This window comes from Zhongshania aliphaticivorans (genome assembly GCF_001586255.1).
In the GTDB taxonomy this organism is placed as follows: domain Bacteria; phylum Pseudomonadota; class Gammaproteobacteria; order Pseudomonadales; family Spongiibacteraceae; genus Spongiibacter; species Spongiibacter aliphaticivorans.
This window is the reverse complement of the sequence record NZ_CP014544.1, coordinates 1,299,687-1,316,818: the sequence shown is the minus strand read 5'-3', so window position 1 is coordinate 1,316,818 and position 17,132 is coordinate 1,299,687. Positions and strand designations below refer to the sequence as shown.

18 protein-coding genes are annotated in these 17,132 nt (G+C 49.5%); 7 read left to right on the top strand and 11 right to left on the bottom strand.

Going from position 1 to position 17,132, the window contains the following annotated elements; translation table 11 throughout:
* Positions 1–174 precede the first annotated feature (174 nt).
* The 4 genes from AZF00_RS05775 to AZF00_RS05760 all read left to right on the top strand — a co-directional run bounded on the left by AZF00_RS05775 (position 175) and on the right by AZF00_RS05760 (position 3,475).
* A complete protein-coding gene (locus AZF00_RS05775; RefSeq protein ID WP_008246862.1) occupies positions 175–1,302 on the top strand; it encodes a ferredoxin reductase in 1,128 nt (375 codons plus the stop codon).
* A gap of 28 nt (positions 1,303–1,330) precedes the next feature.
* Entirely contained in the window at positions 1,331–2,479 is a 1,149-nt protein-coding gene (locus AZF00_RS05770; protein WP_008246859.1) for a fatty acid desaturase family protein, read from the top strand.
* Positions 2,480–2,570: 91 nt separating this feature from the next.
* Complete coding sequence (locus AZF00_RS05765; protein ID WP_008246858.1) at positions 2,571–3,254, top strand: TetR family transcriptional regulator; 684 nt, start codon at positions 2,571–2,573, stop codon at positions 3,252–3,254.
* Positions 3,254–3,475, top strand: coding sequence for a DUF3820 family protein (locus tag AZF00_RS05760; protein WP_008246857.1), 222 nt, complete (start codon positions 3,254–3,256; stop codon positions 3,473–3,475). Before AZF00_RS05765 ends, AZF00_RS05760 begins: the two co-directional genes overlap by 1 nt.
* A 2-nt stretch (positions 3,476–3,477) precedes the next feature.
* Here the strand turns inward: AZF00_RS05760 and AZF00_RS05755 are convergent, their stop codons facing one another.
* The 7 genes from AZF00_RS05755 to AZF00_RS05725 form a co-directional block, all read right to left on the bottom strand.
* Positions 3,478–3,900 (bottom strand): hypothetical protein, encoded by a 423-nt coding sequence (locus AZF00_RS05755; protein WP_008246856.1) that lies wholly within the window; start codon positions 3,898–3,900, stop codon positions 3,478–3,480.
* 89 nt (positions 3,901–3,989) lie between these two features.
* Positions 3,990–6,335, bottom strand: a complete 2,346-nt coding sequence (locus AZF00_RS05750; RefSeq protein WP_008246855.1) for a TonB-dependent receptor — start codon at positions 6,333–6,335, stop codon at positions 3,990–3,992.
* Positions 6,336–6,417: 82 nt separating this feature from the next.
* Positions 6,418–6,795 carry a hypothetical protein gene (locus tag AZF00_RS05745; RefSeq protein ID WP_062383337.1) on the bottom strand — a complete coding sequence of 126 codons (378 nt, stop codon included), beginning with the start codon at positions 6,793–6,795 and terminating at the stop codon, positions 6,418–6,420.
* A complete protein-coding gene (locus AZF00_RS05740) occupies positions 6,785–7,216 on the bottom strand; it encodes a nuclear transport factor 2 family protein (RefSeq protein ID WP_008246853.1) in 432 nt (143 codons plus the stop codon). Before AZF00_RS05740 ends, AZF00_RS05745 begins: the two co-directional genes overlap by 11 nt.
* 12 nt (positions 7,217–7,228) lie before the next feature.
* On the bottom strand, positions 7,229–7,537 hold the full coding sequence (locus AZF00_RS05735) for a 2Fe-2S iron-sulfur cluster-binding protein (RefSeq protein ID WP_008246852.1): 309 nt from the start codon (positions 7,535–7,537) through the stop codon (positions 7,229–7,231).
* Positions 7,538–7,580: 43 nt separating this feature from the next.
* Positions 7,581–8,843, bottom strand: a complete 1,263-nt coding sequence (locus tag AZF00_RS05730; RefSeq protein WP_008246849.1) for a cytochrome P450 — start codon at positions 8,841–8,843, stop codon at positions 7,581–7,583.
* On the bottom strand, positions 8,840–10,246 hold the full coding sequence (locus tag AZF00_RS05725) for an aldehyde dehydrogenase family protein (RefSeq protein ID WP_008246848.1): 1,407 nt from the start codon (positions 10,244–10,246) through the stop codon (positions 8,840–8,842). The genes AZF00_RS05730 and AZF00_RS05725 overlap by 4 nt, the downstream gene beginning before the upstream one ends.
* 161 nt (positions 10,247–10,407) lie before the next feature.
* On the opposite strand from AZF00_RS05725, the gene AZF00_RS05720 reads away from it, so the two are divergent.
* Positions 10,408–10,923, top strand: a complete 516-nt coding sequence (locus AZF00_RS05720) for a winged helix DNA-binding protein (protein WP_050985158.1) — start codon at positions 10,408–10,410, stop codon at positions 10,921–10,923.
* A 31-nt stretch (positions 10,924–10,954) separates the two neighbouring features.
* Here AZF00_RS05720 and AZF00_RS05715 read toward each other — a convergent pair whose 3' ends face one another.
* Positions 10,955–11,683: an SDR family oxidoreductase gene (locus AZF00_RS05715; protein ID WP_008246843.1), complete on the bottom strand. Its 729-nt coding sequence runs from the start codon at positions 11,681–11,683 to the stop codon at positions 10,955–10,957.
* A 165-nt stretch (positions 11,684–11,848) separates the two neighbouring features.
* On the opposite strand from AZF00_RS05715, the gene AZF00_RS05710 reads away from it, so the two are divergent.
* Positions 11,849–12,664: a queuosine precursor transporter gene (locus AZF00_RS05710; RefSeq protein ID WP_008246842.1), complete on the top strand. Its 816-nt coding sequence runs from the start codon at positions 11,849–11,851 to the stop codon at positions 12,662–12,664.
* Between the two features lie 16 nt (positions 12,665–12,680).
* Here AZF00_RS05710 and AZF00_RS05705 read toward each other — a convergent pair whose 3' ends face one another.
* From AZF00_RS05705 to AZF00_RS05695, 3 genes are all read right to left on the bottom strand, one after another.
* Positions 12,681–13,829, bottom strand: a complete 1,149-nt coding sequence (locus AZF00_RS05705) for an acyl-CoA dehydrogenase family protein (RefSeq protein ID WP_008246839.1) — start codon at positions 13,827–13,829, stop codon at positions 12,681–12,683.
* An 18-nt stretch (positions 13,830–13,847) separates the two neighbouring features.
* Positions 13,848–15,080: an acetyl-CoA C-acetyltransferase gene (locus AZF00_RS05700; RefSeq protein ID WP_008246838.1), complete on the bottom strand. Its 1,233-nt coding sequence runs from the start codon at positions 15,078–15,080 to the stop codon at positions 13,848–13,850.
* A 73-nt stretch (positions 15,081–15,153) separates the two neighbouring features.
* Complete coding sequence (locus AZF00_RS05695; protein ID WP_008246837.1) at positions 15,154–15,924, bottom strand: SDR family NAD(P)-dependent oxidoreductase; 771 nt, start codon at positions 15,922–15,924, stop codon at positions 15,154–15,156.
* Between the two features lie 201 nt (positions 15,925–16,125).
* Between AZF00_RS05695 and AZF00_RS05690 the strand changes: the two genes are divergently transcribed.
* Positions 16,126–17,127: an AraC family transcriptional regulator gene (locus tag AZF00_RS05690; protein ID WP_008246836.1), complete on the top strand. Its 1,002-nt coding sequence runs from the start codon at positions 16,126–16,128 to the stop codon at positions 17,125–17,127.
* Positions 17,128–17,132 lie beyond the last annotated feature (5 nt).

Sequence of the window (17,132 nt, the reverse complement as noted above, 5' to 3'; positions counted from 1 at the left end):
CAGATGACAACTTAATAATTTCAATGACTTAGAACAAAAATACTCCAGAAAGGCAAATGGAAATACATGTAAATTATTTGTAAACACCCGTTGACTTAAGGCTTTTGCGCGCATAAAGTGCACACATGTTCACAAACACATTTAATTATCACTATCCACTACACGGAGAAAGCAATGAAGCTCAGCACGAATCCATCGCGTAGTACCTGGCGTCGAATTGCCGACTCTCGGCTGATTAATGCCCTCGCGGCCCCAAACGGAATGGGCCGCTATTTAGAAGTGCTGAATCCGATGTGGTCGCTGGATCAGAATCGAATTCCGGCCTATATCACGGCAATTCACCGGGAAACCGACGAGTCGGTGACCTTGGTGTTAGCGCCAAATGGCGAGTGGCCCGGCTTTCGCCCCGGTCAGTTTTGCCAGGTGTATATCGAAATTGATGGTCGCCTACACAGCCGCAGTTACTCCTTAAACCGTCGCGCCGGACGCATTGCAATTACCGTAAAGGCGCAGGCAGACGGCCTTGTTTCCACGCAAATTAATCGTCAGTTAAAGGTTGGCGATTTAATTCGCCTTTCACCGCCAATGGGCGAATTTGTGCTGCCGCCACAATTGCCCGGCGCATTGTTGATGGTCGCAGCAGGTAGCGGCATCACACCGATCATGGCCATGCTGGAATCCGTCTTAAAGCAAGGCTACAAGGGTGGTATTACCCTGTTGTATTACAACCGCGATGAAGCGAATACCCTTTTCCATTCGCGCTTGCAGGCACTTGCTAGTACCCACGCCAACTTCTCGCTATTACCGGTGTTCAGCGATGGAACTGGTGAATTGAGCGGGCATTTTAGCCAACGGCATTTACTCGCCGCCCTGAGCTTTAAAAATACGCTTAGCGGCCACACCGGTGCGCTGAGCTTGCCCGAGTGCTTTGTTTGCGGCCCCGAAGCCTTAATTCAGGCCGTTAGCGAGGAGTACCAGCTGCTCGGACACGGCGAGAAATTTCACGCTGAGCGTTTCAAAGCGGTCAGCAGTGTCTCCGGCAATACCGAGGTCGTTGGCACACTGGCCTTTAAACATAGCCACTGTGAAGTCAGCAGCGACAGCCGAAATCTGCTGGAGCAAGCTGAAGCCGCCGGCCTGCAGCCTCAAGCAGGTTGCCGCATGGGGATATGCCATAGCTGTAGCTGCCTTAAAACCGAAGGCAGCGTGCGCAATATGAACAGCGGTGAAATCAGTCACGGTGAAGAATATATTCGCCTGTGTATTTCCCAGCCACTTGGCGATGTCAGCCTCGCCCTATAGCGATCGACATTACTGGAGAAGAAATAAAATGAATACCAACACCACCGCGATGAACCCAGCGCTACTCAACGCTTTCGGCGCTGAAATCGAAGCAGTAAAGCAGCGCGCCCTCGCCGATCGCGGCGAGCGGGACGCCCGCTACATCAAAAAATTGGTTAAGATTCACCATCTGCTCACCATTGGCGCGCGTCTGAGTATTTTTGCATCGCTGTTGTTTTTACCAGCCTCACTCTTCGGTTTCAGCATAGCCTTAAGCATTGCCAGCTGGCCGCTGTTTTGGCTGCTATTCAGTGCTGGCAGTATTGGCCTGGGTATCGCCAAAATTCTCGATAATATGGAGATTGGCCACAATATTATTCACGGCCAATACGACTGGATGGGCGACCCGCGCTTTCACTCCCGTCATTACGATTGGGACACCAACTGCCCCGGCGACCAATGGGCTTACTCCCACAATTACGAGCACCACACCTACACCAATATTCTCGATAAAGACCGCGACATCGGCTATGGCATATTGCGTATGGACCCCGCGCAAAAATGGCACCCTGCCTATCTCGCTAACCCGATATTTGCCACCCTGCTCATGCTGTTTTTCGATATGGGCGTCGCCCTGCACGGTGTAGAGATCGACAGTCTTCGTTCCGGTCGAAAAACCTTTAAAGACGTTTGGCCAGAGCTCAAATTGTCACTGCGTAAAACCGCACAAATCTGGGGTAAGGACTTCATCCTTTATCCACTACTCGCTGGCCCCTTATTTCCGGTCGTTCTCGCCGCCAATGTCAGCGCCAGCGTCATTCGCAATATATGGAGTTTTTCGATTATATTTTGCGGACATTTCCCCGATGGCGTACACAGCTTTACCGAAGCGTCCTGCGAAAACGAAAGCCGTGGCCGCTGGTATTACCGCCAACTGCTTGGCTCTGCCAACCTTACTGGCGGCAAGCTCTTCCATGTAATGAGTGGCAACCTCTCTCACCAAATTGAGCACCACTTGTTTCCCGATGTGCCCGCCCACCGCTACGCTGAAATGTCGGTTGAGGTTCGCCAAATCTGTGAGAAATACGGTCTGCCTTACAATACTGGACCGCTGTACAGCCAGTACGCCACGGTGTGGGTAAAAATATTCAGGCTAGCACTACCACCCCGCAACCCCACCGCTCCACAGGCCGCTTAATCGACTGGGCGCAGTACAAGTCGTAGCCTCGACCGGCTGGGGCTTGTACACTTAACGGTATTGCCCTAGCAAAAATGAGTAGCCAGCCCCAATGAGTCGCCCGCAAAAACGCCACCGCAGCCATAGTGACACTGTAATCAATACCCGACAGGCCTTGCTGGAAGCGGTACTGGAACTCATTAGTCGCGATAAAAGTTTCGACGCCATTAGCCTTCGCGAAGTTACCCGCGAAGTTGGTATTACTCCGGGCGCCTTTTACCGGCATTTTCCCGACATGAACACCCTCGGCCTTGAGCTGGTAACCACCTCCTTCAGCACCCTGCGCGCCATGCTAATCACAGTGCGCGCTAACCCGATACCCGAAGAACTGATTATTCGCCGCTCGGTCGAGACGTTTATTACTTATGTTCGCGCCCATCGTCGTCAGTTTCAGTTTATTGCCCGAGAGAGCTTTGGTGGCGTTGCCTGCATCCGCGAGGCAATCAACGATGAATTCAAGCAGTTAGAAATTGAGCTGGCCCGCGATTTAAGTCGCTTGGTCACCCACGACAATTGGAGTGAGTCGGACTTGCGGATGCTCGCCAACCTAATGATCCGTTCCATGATACAAATCGTGAACCAACAATTGATGGCCAGACCCCGAGGCGAAGACGATGACGAACTCATCGCCCTGGCAGAAAAGCAGCTTCGCCTCATCGCACTTGGCGCAAACTCATGGCAGAGCAATCAAAATAAAGCACTGAGCGACAAGACCAGTAAGACTGGAAAGCGATAATGGATCTCGAGCAAAACCCGCAACAGCTGATCGATGCAGTCAATCAAGTCATGCCCTTTGGTAAATACAAAGGCAGAAAATTACTAGAACTGCCGGAACCCTATTTAGTGTGGTTCCACAAACAGGGTTTTCCGGCAGGGAAACTTGGCGAGCAATTGGGCTTGATGTATGAAATCAAACTCAATGGTTTAGAAGGCATGCTCAGGCCCTTGTTACGTTAGCCCTATAGGCCAGTCAATGGCGCATTCACAATAGGAATCGGCGGCAAAGCCAGCTCCTGGGAAATAATTGTTCCGCCGCCCATAAAGTAATCTCCAAGGCTAAGTGGATTTTCTACCAAGATATCCAGCACAGGGACTAGCTGGCCTTTTAAGGGTCCGCCCAGACCAAGCACAGTCGCGGCAGGCCCCTGATCACTCAGCAAAATATCCTGACCAGCCTGCATGAACACGCCGCCATTCTCTAAGCTGCGCGGTAGCACACCCAACTCAAGTATTGGCGTAAATACATCAGCACTAGGGCCAGAACTAAGGCTAAATAAATTAATCAAATCAACTTGCGCAATGCTCTCCGCACTCATTAATAGCGACGATGCAAGCACAACGGCTGAGAGTGTTGAGCGTGTATCATTTTTTTTGCTTTTCATATCACGAACTCCATTTTCTTCATTATTAAAAAAGCCGGAGCGCTGCGCACTGTCAATGAGAACCTACAGGCTCCGGCAAGGCATCAAACTTATCCGCCAAACTCCCATTTCAAGCGCAGGCCGTAAGTGCGCGGCGGCGCCAAGGTGACCGTACGACCAAAGTCTTGCTGTACCATAGCCTGGGTATACTCTTCATCTTTAGCGTTATTCACAAACCCAGTTAGTTGCAAGCCAAGCGGGTCGTAGAAGTAAGAAATACGCGCGGCCCATGTTTCAAACTGGCTTTGCTCGTAAAAAGGCGAGTTTTGTGGCGTGGTGTTATAGCCACTGTTGTAGTAGTAATCCACCCCGAACTCAAGGTCGCCGAAATCGCCCATACTGACGAATTGGTTAGCCGAAACGCTCGAGCTAAAACGCGGAGTACGAACAATCTTATTACCGCTAAAATCGCGAGAAGTATCACCAACTAAGCTGTCTGAACCGAAATACAAGCCAGTGTCATCATCAAAACCAGCGCCATCTTTATACTCAGAATAAATCGCATCTAAGTAGGTTGCGCCACCGGTAAACACTAGACCAGGATTCCAGCTCGGCATTGGCTGCCACTGAAAGTCAATTTCCGCACCTTCAATCTCACCGGTACCCGCGTTTTTAAAGGTCACGACACCACCAGAGGGAATAGCAACCAAGGCGGTGAGTAAACCGTCAATTTCGGTTTTAAACAGTGCACCGTTCAAACGCAGTGTGCCGTCTAGCAAGTCAGTTTTAATACCGAGTTCAAAGGCAGTTGCCTCTTCTCGCTCAACCGGATCTGGGTTGGTAAAGAAGTTAACTATATTGTAGGTCGGGCTTTTATAACCACGCTGGGCCGACGCGAATAACTGGATATTCTCTGTCGGGAAAATTTGCACAGCGATACGCGGCGAAACCGTGTTTTCTTCCAGGTCTGGCGCGGTAAAGTCAGAGATACGCGTATTTTGCGAGCGATCACCCGATTTGTAATATTCATTTGGTGGATCGCCAGCAAGCGGACTAACCACATCCAAATAGCTATTGGTAATCCCGCGCACTTCTTCTTGATAACGCACACCTGCGGTGACATTCAGCCAATTCGTAGTAAACCACGTTGCCTGAGCGTAAGCTGAATTCGACTCTGTAGTCAGAATACCGCCATTCCCGAGTACGATGTCTGGCGTAGAATTTAGAATGGGCCCCAAAATCGGCGCCAAAAAGTCTGGCAGCCCCAGTAGGGCCGACGAAACACCCGCAGCATTAAGCGTGAGATATAAGCTACCAAAGCCGCCCTCACCTTCCAAACGGTACAAACCTGCAACCCACTCAATATCGTCTGATAACCAAGTGTCTTCGTTCGACAAAATCTGCAGCTCATAGGTTTTTTGATCGTTAAACTGATCGGCACTGTAGAAATACGCCTCGGCCTTCTCGGTGGAATCAAGGTCGTAATGCGCCTCATCGACAATGGCGTAGTTCTCAGAGTAAATAAACTTAAGATCAACAGGACCCGGATGCCACTCAAAAATACCACCGTAAAGCTCATTCATGGTTGAGTTGCCGCCAAGGTCATTGTTGTGCCAAACCCGATCCAACTCATCGGGTTCAACACCACCACCTAATAGCGGCGATGGGCGAGTATTCTCTTGTGATAATGAGTTACTGGAAAACTGATTTCCGTATGCAGCAATTAAAGTCATGGCAAAACTGTCAGCGGGGTCCCAACGCAGTTTTACCCGCGCCCCTTCAGCGAACTCGTCACGCATTGGTCCTGGCTCACCATAGACCTCATTACGGCCGTAGAGGTCTTGGTAACTTTCAAACAAAGACACCGTTGCGCCTAAACTGTCACCAATTGGCAGACCTAAGTACAGTTGATTTTGGCGGGCGTTATAGTTGCCAAACTCGGTCTTAAAGTAACCGCCAAACTCCTCTGGTGGATCTTCAGTGATAATGCTAATTGCACCACCGGTAGCATTGCGACCGAACAAAGTACCCTGAGGCCCCTTAAGTACTTCGACACGCTTAACCGCGCCAAGGGTATCTTGCTTGCCTTGGCTAGGACCAATATTGATGCCATCGATGTAGGTGGCGATGCTTGGATCAGCATTTGGCAAAAACGCGTCACTTCCAACACCACGCAAATAAATTACGGTGTAGCCATACGCATAGGTGAACGTGAGACCAGGTGTTACCTTCTGTAAATCAGCAGTCGACTCAACGCCCATGGCATCTAATTTTTCGCTGCTAAAAGCACTGATCATAATAGGAATATCTTGCGAATCTTCCTCCCGCTTTTGGGCGGTAACCATCACCTCTTCTATTAGACGACTGCCCTGATTAGCAGCCAAACTGTAGATCGGGAAGACTAAGCCAATTCCCGCCACAATAGCTAAACTCGATTTTATGTAACTGTTATTCATCAGTTTTACACCATTTTATTAATATATTATTTGCTATGAGTAGCTCGTCATTTCATAACATAATTTCAAATTTATCTAATCATTATGTTTTAAAGATCATTGCCTTCAGAAGCACTAATGCTGACAAAAAATCTGCCGCGGCCAATACTAGAAACACAGGTGATAGGCCGTATAAATAAGCGCTCAATAACCAGGAGGCTGCAGCTGCCTTAACAAAGAAGCTAATACTTGCCACCAGCCTCGAATCCGCTATTTTCAAGCGAAGTAGCGAAAACCCAAGACCCAAGACCCCAGCAATACCCACAAAGGCATTTACTGCTGACTTTGCCCCACCTTGGTAAAAGTCACTGTTTCCAAAACTCAGAATGAATTCTATAACAATTTCATTAAGAAGCGGCGTGGCCAGCAAAACAAACAAGCCGACGTCCGACGTATAAACACTGCGATGATTAAGCGCCATTGGTAGCAAACGCCTTTTGAGCCACAGCCGTATTCATGAAATCACGAAACCAAGACCAGCGTCCGTCTTTGCAGGTAATCACGTGTACAAATGGCGACTTAATTTCATTGCCATTGCTTTTGGTGGTTAACCTCAGCTTTCCAACAACAATAACGCGGTCGTTTTCACAAATAAATTCATCTGCATCAAAGACGTGGATATTTACTGAGGCCAAAACCGTGCTAAAGAATTCTCTACACTGTTCTTTACCGTGGTATTCACCCGCGTAGGGAATGACTTCTGGGCCATAAAACTCGATTACAGCTTCATCGTGCAAAAGCTCAACGATACCGTCGACATCGCCGTTACCGAAGCGCACAAATATTTCTTTTGTAAGCGCCAGATTGGTCGCTTCGAGACTTGCTGCAGTATTCTCTGTCATTTTTATTTCCTCTTATTCAGCGGGTGCAATGGTTATTTCAAGGTGCTCTATTTCCGTCTGCAATGTCATTTGACACAACAAGCGGCTGTTCTCTGCCGTGTGCATTAGGCCGTCCAAGATTTCTTGTTCGTCGTGGGCAACTTCATTCATAGCATGCTCATATTCATCACCGAGATACACGTGGCAAGTTGCACAGGAGCAACAGCCACCACACAGTGCATCTATTTTCATCTCGTCGCTGAGCGCACTAAACAACTCGTGGACATCATTCACCTCATAGGTGCTCTGCTGTTGCTCTCTGTCTACAATAACTACCTTCACGATCTACCTCATAAAGCCAAATTTTAAACATTTGCTTCAATAGCTAGGGATTAGTCGATACCAACTTCAACGGCAAAGTGCTAAAACCGTAAGCAAGTAAACCTCCAGATTGACGACTAGAATTGGCAAGCGTACCTTCAATTGCGGCGCACTTATCAAACATTGTGTTCAACATTATCTCTGCTTCGATCCGCGCCAAAGGCGCACCTAAGCAATGGTGTATTCCGCGCCCAAAGGTAACGTGCTTAGAAACATTTTTACGCCCGAGAATGAACTGCTCAGGGCTTTCGAATACCGATTCATCGTGATTCGCCGCGGCCATAAAGAACGCCACCCAGTCACCTGCCTTTATCGCTTGCCCACCGACTTCGCAGTCTTTGAGAACACAGCGGAACAAGCGCTGCGGCGGACCGTCGCGACGCAAACACTCCTCCATAAAGGGGCGGATTAAACTGCGATCTTGCTTGAGGCGCTCAAACCAGCTGCTGTCTTCCAGCATGACGCCCATCAAGTTCCCTAGGAAATAGGTTGTTGTTTCCGCTCCGGCAACAACCAAGGTGATGCAGAACAGCACAACTTCTTCTTTACTCAGGCCGTTGCCTTCGTATTCCGCGGTAATAAACGCGGTCATCAGGTCATCGGTTACTTTTTTACCTGCTTCAATATCGCTATAGCGCTCGCCTACTTTTGCCACAAAGTAGTGAAATAATTCTTCATTACAGCTTTGGCGCTCCTGCGGGGTAAAATCAGATGACACCATAAAGGCGTTAGCCCAACGCACTAGTTTCTTGTAGTCTTCCTTCGGCAAGCCCATCAAATAGGTCATTACCAACGCGGGAATAACCCCCGCAACCTCTTCCATGAAATCAATTGATTGGCCAACATTGCCATCAACAATTGCGCTAACGTCGCTGCGTAGACGCTCAACGATATTGTCGTGAATCCGCTTGGGCGTGAAGGCCATTTTGGCTAGGTTGCGCAGATCGGTGTGACGCGGCTTATCGTGGTTTACCAGCATTAAGCTCGGCGCACTTGAATTCGCCTGCATTGGATCTTCAGAAGAAAAAACATCTGGATTGCTAAGCACGTAATCCACATCGGCGTAGCGGGTAATTACCCACGCAGGAAATGGCGTGTCCACACCGGGTACAGTGCCTGGCGGATAATCCAGCAAACCGTGTACTGGCGACTGAGTCCGCAGTTTTTTATACACAGGATACGGGTTTTGAATACACTCAGGTGACAGCATATTCGCAACAACTTCGTTCAAATTGGTGTCAGCACCATCTACTACGTTACTACTCATATCTTCCTCATTATTTTGTTAAGCATTCTGAATTGTGGGTTGTAGGGCGGGGTCACCCAGCCAGAAATATCCAACCACCCAGATTTAAATATTGCGCGGGTATGAGAAAACTCATTAAAGCCATCGAGGCCACGATACTTACCCATGCCGCTACGACCCACGCCACCAAAGGGCAGGTCATCATTAGCGTATTGAAAAATAACTTCGTTTTTGACCAAGGCGCCGGACGAGGTTTGCTCGGCAACGGTGTTAAATTCGCTTTCGTTATTACCAAAGTAATAAATAACCAAGGGGTGCCCGCCCTTGCGGATTTCAGCTATCTGGGCCTCTAAACTGCCAATGGTTTTGATTAACAGCAACGGGCCAAATATTTCGTCGCAGCTGATTTTTGTCGATTCAGGCGCGTCGATGACGATATTTAGTTTGTAGGGTTGCTCACCGCTTTCTTCACCAAAACTCACAACTCGCGCGCCCTGCTCTGTTGCCTCAATGACCAATTCGGCAAGACGCTGGCGATGGCGGTCGTTGATCACGGTCACGCTGTCGACTGAATCCGCATTGGCATTCATGGAGGCAACAGCGTCTTTTAAGCAAGCGAGAAACTCATCAAGACGCTCAGGAGCGATCATTAAATAATCTGGTGCAATGCAAATTTGACCAGCATTAAAGTACTTACCAAACGCGATACGCTGCGCGGCCTTTTTCAAGTTGGCTGACTGACTAACGATGACTGGCGATTTGCCACCAAGCTCGAGGGTGAGTGGCACTAAATTCACTGCCGCGGCGGCCATAATGTGTCTCGCCACCGTTTCACCGCCGGTATAAATCAGGTGATCAAAGGGCAAGGTGACAAATTGCTGAGCAAGCTCGGCTTCGCCGCACACCACAGCCACTTCTGTTTTTTCGAAGTATTTCCCTATTAGCTCTGCCAATAATGCTGAACTTGTTGGAGTGAATTCAGAGGGTTTAATCAAGGCGCGATTTCCCGCTGCAAGCACTGACACCAGTGGTGATAGCGCAAGATTGATCGGGAAATTCCAAGGACTAACAATACCCACTACACCCTTAGGAAAAGCTTGAGTGGCGGTCTTTGCACCGCTCATCCGCAAGCTTAAATCCGGCGTGCGGCGCGAGGCCTGCATCCAAAACTTCACATTCTTAAGTGCGTAATTAACAGACTTAATCGTGGTGGTAATTTCGGCAAACGAGCTTTGATCTACCGAGCGATAACCAAAATCCGTAGATAAGGCGGCACAAAGCGCCTCTTCATTTTCGACCAGCAGAGCCTTTAAACGACTTAAACGACTGACTCGCTGCCTCAAGGACGGGAAGCGCTCTTCACCGTAACCGTGGCGAAGTGCATCGAACGCACTTTGTAATTGGATATCGATTTGACTGCTCATTACTCACTCGCATTATCATTTCTCGACAAATATAATGCGGCAAGGAAATAGTGTCAATAGGAAACTATTTCCAATATAGCATAGTGTCGTTTGTGATATATCTTGACATAGCCCAACTAGGAACCTAAATTCACCTACAAATCAGTATATTGAGGCCCGCCTTGAACAAGCATTGGAAAACCGCAGACGACGTACCTGTAAATCCAGATAACGCTCCCAATATGTTTCTGGATTATTTTTACCCGATACACTTTTCAATTGGGATGAAGATAGAAGCAGGGTTGATGGAGTGTGGCCGACTCGATCGCCACCAAACCGTTATTATGTGGATTCTGCGATCAGAGTCTCAACGCCGAGACGTAACGACGATTAGCCGCAAAGACATCGTCAAAATGATGACCAACTGGTATGACATTACCAGCAGCAGTGTTTCCAAAGCTTTGCGTGCCCTAGCAAAAGAACCATTGAGCTATATCACTATATTGGAAGACCCAAATTCAGGTCGTGAAAAACTCATTGAAATGACCCCAGCAGGCAAACAACACTGCGACGAAATGATCGCCAGCGCCTGTGATGTCATAAAGCGGATTACCGCGAATTTCTCTGATGACGAGAACAAAATGGGGATCTATATGTTCATGCGAATGGACGAAGAGTTTTCGAAAATACGCAGTTAAATAGATTATTACCGAGCGGGTAAATTAGGCCCTAATTACTTCGTATATGCCCAGCCTGCGGCCGCAGCACAATATCTTCTACCACCACATTGCGGTCGAGTTTATATATCGCTAGGAATGCGCGCGCCACATCTTCAGCGGGCATTAACTGCTCTTTGGCCACACCACTGTCCTGCCAAGAAGGGGAATGAGTCGGCCCTGGTGACACGCAACACACCCGCACGCCTGTGCCCCGCATTTCTTCGCGCAGCGCCTTAGTAAACCCACTAACTCCGTGCTTGGCAGCGCAATAGGCCGAGACCCCTGCATAGCCTTCGAAACCCGCCGTTGAAGACATATTAAAAATATCCCCGGCCCCCTTTGCGATCATGGCCGGTAATACCATTTTCGAGAGCAAAAACGTGCTGCGCAAATTGGCCGCGATAATACGGTCAAAATCGGCTACCGCCATATCGACAATACTGCTGCCCAACCAACTTCCAGCGTTATTAATGAGGACGTCGACCTCACCCATCTCTGACTTGAGTGTCTGGGCGAAAGCAGCCACCTGCTCCGCGTTGCTCACATCAACGGTGTATATCTTTACCGAGTTCGCCTTGGCGCAGTCCGCCGCAACGTCCATCAGCCCGCTGCGAGTGCGTGCAAGCAGTGCCAGACGCACCGGAAAATCGGCGTTAGCAAAGCACTTTGCGATCGCCGCGCCAATGCCTTGTGAGGCCCCAGTAATAAGCACCAGCGGTGCGTAATGTTGAACTGACATAGAAACTCGCTTCACTCTAATCATCTAGTGTGCATAAATCGCTGATCGCTTTACCGCACAAAACTGTCGACCAAGGTCGATTAATGTAAAATGCCTTAATCCGCCATATTACCGCATTTCGGCGCCAGTATTCCCGCTCCGCAATTTCGCCATTAGGATACGCCCATGATGAGCAATACCCTTAATAATAAAGCCACCCGCCTATTTATTTTTCTGGGCGGCTTTTTTGTGGCCAATGCCCTGATCGCGGAATTGATCGGCGTAAAAATATTTTCCCTCGAGCATACCCTCGGCATGCCGCCGCTTGACCTCAGTATTTTTGGCATTGAACACCTTTCCTTCAATCTTACGGTCGGGGTTTTACTTTGGCCCTTTGTTTTTGTGCTTACCGACATTATTAATGAATACTACGGCAAGCGCGGTGTGCAGCTATTGTCTTACCTCACCGCGGGCTTAATTGTGTACGCCTTTGCCATGTTTTTTATTGGCATTCATTTAGTGCCAGCGGATTTTTGGCCGCAATCCCATATTAGCCCAGCACTCCCACAGAGCGAGCAAGATAATTTACGGGCGCTGGTCAGCGATTACGATGCAGCATTTAAATTGGTGTTTGGCCAGGGTTTGTGGATTATTCTTGGCTCCCTAGTCGCCTTTTTACTTGGTCAGATTATTGATGTAAAAGTGTTTCACCGAGTGAAAGAAATCACTGGGGAACGCTGGATATGGCTGCGGGCCACCGGCTCCACCTTGGTCAGCCAGTTTATCGACAGTTTTGTGGTGCTGTTCATCGCCTTTTATATTGGCGCCGACTGGAGTTTACAATTGGTTTTTGCGATTGGCGTAGTGAACTATATTTACAAGTTTATGATGGCCGTGGTCATGACGCCGGTGTTATATGGCGTGCACTATATAATTGAAAAATACTTGGGCGATGAACTGGCCAGCACCTTAAAACAACAGGCACTGACCAGTTCGCACTAGCACTAAAGCGGACTAATCAACTAAATACACTGCGTGAAATAATCATGCGCTGAATTTCGCTGGTGCCTTCATATATACTGGTAATCCGCACATCTCTGGCCAAGCGCTCCAGGGGGTACTCGCGGTTATAGCCATTGCCGCCCAGAATTTGCAGGCCGGTATAACACGCTCGGTTGGCGGCTTCCGAGGCAAACAATTTAGCCATAGAGGCCTGCTTGCCAAAATCGCCGCCACTCTCTTTGGTGAACGCCGCCTGCATCAATAGCAAACGGGCCGCTTCCATTTCGGTGTAAGCGTCAGCCAACATCCATTGCAAACCCTGAAAATTAGCGATGGGCTGACCAAATTGCTGGCGCTCTTTGGCGTAGTCTCTGGCGTAGTCGAGTGCAGCTTCACCCAAACCCAAGGCTAAAGATCCAATGCCAATACGGCCACCGGCCAACTCACCCAAAGCCACTTGATAACCACGATTTAAGGTGCCCATAAGCGCGCTGGCAGGAATACGACAATCATCAAAATACACCGGATTGGTTGCCGAACCTTTCTGGCCCATTTTCTCTTCAGCCGGCCCCACGGTAAGACCAGCCGTTTCACGCTCAACCAAAAAGCAGGAAATGCCCTTACCGCGCGGCGCGTCTTTGTCGGTTACCGCCCACACGACAAACACCCCAGCGTACTCGGCACTGGTGATATAGGCTTTGGAGCCATTTAAAACCCAGCCGTCGCCATCGCGCACTGCAGTGGTTTTCATCCCCGAGGGGTCTGAGCCGGCACCCGACTCGGTTAGGCAGAAGCCCGCCGCCAAATATTCACCGGAGCAAATTTTGGGCAGGTAATTTTGTTTCTGCTCAACGCTCGCCACCGACTGAATCACTTCGGCCACCATATTGGTAACCGACACGGTCACTGCGGTAGAGGCGCAACCTCGGGCAATACTGCTAATTGCCAAACTAAACGCCACGGTCCCCGCTTCGGTGCCGCCGTATTCGGCATCGACATTCAGCCCCATAAAACCTAAATCAGCGAGCTTTTTAAGATTCGCTAAAAATTCGTCTTGGCCCTGACCTGCATCCAGCTTGGCAGCGTTGCCGACAAGTTCCTTCTCGGCAAAATCCCGTGCAGTTTGCTGAATAAATTGCTGCTCTTCTGAGAGGTTTAAATTCATGCTTGCTATCCGCCTGTATTACATACGCTCAATTATAATCGCCGGCGCCATGCCGCCCGCCGTACACATGGTAATGAGCCCGCGCTTAAGGTTGCGGCGCTCTAACTCATCTAGCACCGTGCCAATAAGAATCGAACCGGTCGCGCCAATCGGATGCCCCAGCGCCATAGAGCCGCCGTTAACATTGATCTTGTCGCGGTCTATATTGAGTTTACGGATAAAGCGCTCCAAAACCACGGCAAATGCTTCATTCACTTCGAACAGATCAATATCGTCGATGGTGAGTCCCGCTTTTTTCAATACTTTTTCAGCGGCAGCAACGGGTGCATTTAGCATTAATGTTGGGCAGTCGCCCATATTTGCCATCGCCAGCACTTTGGCTCTTGGCTTCCAACCCTGCTTAGTTGCATAAGCCGGAGAAGCCAACAAAATTGCCGCTGCACCATCAACCACACCGGATGAATTACCCGCATGATGAACGTGATTAATTTCAATATCGGGGTATTTCGCCTGCATTAATGAGCGGTAAGTCGTACCCTCTTCGTCTAGCGGCTGATCGGCCAAGGCCGGGAAAGACGGCTTTAATTGCGACAAGGATTCCAAGCTTGTGCTCGGCCTTGGAAACTCTTCGCGATCCAGCGCCAGGCGACCATCTTCGTGGTATACCGGCACCAAAGACTTGTCGAAATAGCCATTTTCAATTGCGTGAGCAGCGCGCTGCTGGCTTACCACCGCAAGCTTGTCCAGTGCCTCGCGATCTATACCTTCCAGGGTCGCAATCGTATCAGCACACACCCCTTGATTAGTTTGGGGGTGGCGGGCGCGCAGACGCATATTGCCGCTGTCCATCACTACTGGCAGACCATTGTCGTGACCATAGCTCGACATCATCTCAGCGCCGCCCGCGATGACGACATCTTCCATGCCAGACATAATAGAGGCCGCCGCAATATTCACACTGGTAATACCCGAGCCGCAGAAGCGATCTAAAGTTACACCGCTAGAGCGGATATCAAAGCCAGCATCGAGCGCCGACATACGGCCCATATCGCCACCGTGACGGCCTTTTTGGCAGCTCGTGCCCCACACTACGTCGTCGACATCGGCGGTATTTAAGGTATTTCGGTCTACCAGTGCTTTTAGCACGCAAGCCCCCAATTGTTGGGGATGAATATCGGCCAAAGCCCCTTTACCCAATTTACCAATGCCACGGGGGGTGCGGCAGGCGTCAATAATCCACGCTTCAGTCATCATTAGCTCCACTCAATTTTCAAGGAGGCCCGGAAGCCTTCCTTTGCGGTATTTATCAGAATTTATCGTGTAATTATTTGGGCTGCATGCGCAAACCGGCGTCCATACGAATACATTCACCGTTGATATAGTCATTCTCAATAACACTGGTCACCATGTGCGCTATTTCGGCGGCGCGGCCAAGACGTTTGGGGAACAGCGGCGTGCTACTCAATGCTTCATACACCGGCGCGGGCAGCGATTCAAACATGGGGGTATTGATCAAGCCGGGGGCGATGCAGTTAACACGAATACCAATCGTTGACAGGTCGCGGGCAATTGGCAGGGTCATACCGACAATACCGCCTTTACTGGCGCTGTACGCCGCCTGACCAACCTGACCTTCAAAGGCCGCCACCGACGCAGTATTAATAATTGCGCCGCGAACACCGTCGGCGTTCTCAGGGGTGTTTTTTGCCATTTGCTCAGCACACAAACGCAGTACATTGAAGGTGCCAGTCAAGTTTACAGCCAAGGTTTTGTTCCACAAATCTAGTGGGAACGGACCGTTTTTACCAAGGGTTTTGCTACCAGTGGCAATACCTGCGCAGTTAACGCAAATATGGATCGCGCCGAAGGCCGCCATGGTCTGCTCAATACCGGCCTTAATAGAATCTTCGCTGGTAACGTTAACCTCGGCAAAAACCACCGACTCACCCAGCTCTGCGACGGCCGCCGCGCCAGCTGTAGCATTTAAATCAAATATTGCCGCCTTGCCGCCGAGACTAACCAAGCGCCGCACAATTTCTAAGCCCATGCCTGATGCGCCACCACTAACTACCGCTACCTTGCCTTGAATGTTCATATCGACTCCCAGCACTCGAGTGCATGATTAATATAAAGGGGCAGAAACTACCCCAATAAGCTCATTTTTGTGCGGCCACCGCACCACAAATTAATTAGGGCGCATTTTGCGCCTGTGACAAGCGCCAAAACAATGACATTGAGCTAGTTAAAAATAGACATTTTGTTATAATTTGAGGCCAGTCAAATTGGGCTACCCGATATGCGATCACCCACTATCGCCATTTATTTCGTGCAGAAATGCCTGCAGAACTTGCAACAGCAACCCGACTTACAACTTAAGCTACTGAATCAAAACCACATTAGCCCCAGCTTGCTCAAGCAAGCCAATGCCCGAATCCCAGCCGAAAATTACGCCAATCTCTGCCGCGACACGATGCAAGCCATGGGCGACGAATTGATGGGATTTGGCGCCCAAGCGCAAAAGCTCGGCTGCTGGACGACCATGACCGAACTCGCGGCCAATGCCCCCAGCCTAGGCGAGGCCTTAAAACGCCTCACGCGCTTTTACCGCCTAATCCCCTGGGGCTTAAATACGAATTTAGAAATACACAATGACATCGCGAGTATCTCGCTCACGCCTAATACCGCGAATTCAGAGTTTGACCCCTATTTGTATGAGTCATTCCTCTTTTACATACACCGCACCGCCAACTGGCTGATTGGCAGACAAATTCCCCTGCACCGAGTTGATTTCAGTTTTAGCAAGCAGCCCCATGCGGCGGAATACTGGAACCTCTTTCTCACTAAAAATATTCACTATCAGCAAGACCACGCGCAAATTCAATTTTCCGCCTCTTTGCTTGAGCAAAATGTAAATATTTCAGCCCAGGCTTTAGAGAAGTTTTTAAACCACGTAAATTTGGCAATGATTACCCAGCGCTATACCTCGAAAAGCTGGCATTACAAAGTAAGTTCACTGGTTGAAGCAACGCTGCAGAATAAGCCCAGTTTTGCCGATCTTGCTAAGGTCCTGAATATACACCCCCACACCCTCCGCAATTACTTACGCCAGGAGGGTTTCCAATATCAAGAAATTAAAGATCGGGTACGCTGCGACACAGCCATTTTTCACTTGAGCAGCATGGGCTGTAGTGTAGAAGAAACCGCATTTTTAATTGGCTTTTCAGAACCGAGCGCCTTTATTCGTTCCTTCAAAAAATGGACGGGGACAAAACCGATGGCGTACAAAAGGCGCGGATAAACAGA

Bases quoted from the DNA above. Each gene is read 5' to 3' on its own strand.
- AZF00_RS05775 (WP_008246862.1), top strand. From the start codon at position 175: ATGAAGCTCAGCACGAATCCATCGCGTAGTACCTGGCGTCGAATTGCC.
- AZF00_RS05770 (WP_008246859.1), top strand. From the start codon at position 1,331: ATGAATACCAACACCACCGCGATGAACCCAGCGCTACTCAACGCTTTC.
- AZF00_RS05765 (WP_008246858.1), top strand. From the start codon at position 2,571: ATGAGTCGCCCGCAAAAACGCCACCGCAGCCATAGTGACACTGTAATC.
- AZF00_RS05760 (WP_008246857.1), top strand. From the start codon at position 3,254: ATGGATCTCGAGCAAAACCCGCAACAGCTGATCGATGCAGTCAATCAA.
- AZF00_RS05755 (WP_008246856.1), bottom strand. From the start codon at position 3,900: ATGAAAAGCAAAAAAAATGATACACGCTCAACACTCTCAGCCGTTGTG.
- AZF00_RS05750 (WP_008246855.1), bottom strand. From the start codon at position 6,335: ATGAATAACAGTTACATAAAATCGAGTTTAGCTATTGTGGCGGGAATT.
- AZF00_RS05745 (WP_062383337.1), bottom strand. From the start codon at position 6,795: ATGGCGCTTAATCATCGCAGTGTTTATACGTCGGACGTCGGCTTGTTT.
- AZF00_RS05740 (WP_008246853.1), bottom strand. From the start codon at position 7,216: ATGACAGAGAATACTGCAGCAAGTCTCGAAGCGACCAATCTGGCGCTT.
- AZF00_RS05730 (WP_008246849.1), bottom strand. From the start codon at position 8,843: ATGAGTAGTAACGTAGTAGATGGTGCTGACACCAATTTGAACGAAGTT.
- AZF00_RS05725 (WP_008246848.1), bottom strand. From the start codon at position 10,246: ATGAGCAGTCAAATCGATATCCAATTACAAAGTGCGTTCGATGCACTT.
- AZF00_RS05715 (WP_008246843.1), bottom strand. From the start codon at position 11,683: ATGTCAGTTCAACATTACGCACCGCTGGTGCTTATTACTGGGGCCTCA.
- AZF00_RS05710 (WP_008246842.1), top strand. From the start codon at position 11,849: ATGATGAGCAATACCCTTAATAATAAAGCCACCCGCCTATTTATTTTT.
- AZF00_RS05705 (WP_008246839.1), bottom strand. From the start codon at position 13,829: ATGAATTTAAACCTCTCAGAAGAGCAGCAATTTATTCAGCAAACTGCA.
- AZF00_RS05700 (WP_008246838.1), bottom strand. From the start codon at position 15,080: ATGACTGAAGCGTGGATTATTGACGCCTGCCGCACCCCCCGTGGCATT.
- AZF00_RS05695 (WP_008246837.1), bottom strand. From the start codon at position 15,924: ATGAACATTCAAGGCAAGGTAGCGGTAGTTAGTGGTGGCGCATCAGGC.
- AZF00_RS05690 (WP_008246836.1), top strand. From the start codon at position 16,126: ATGCGATCACCCACTATCGCCATTTATTTCGTGCAGAAATGCCTGCAG.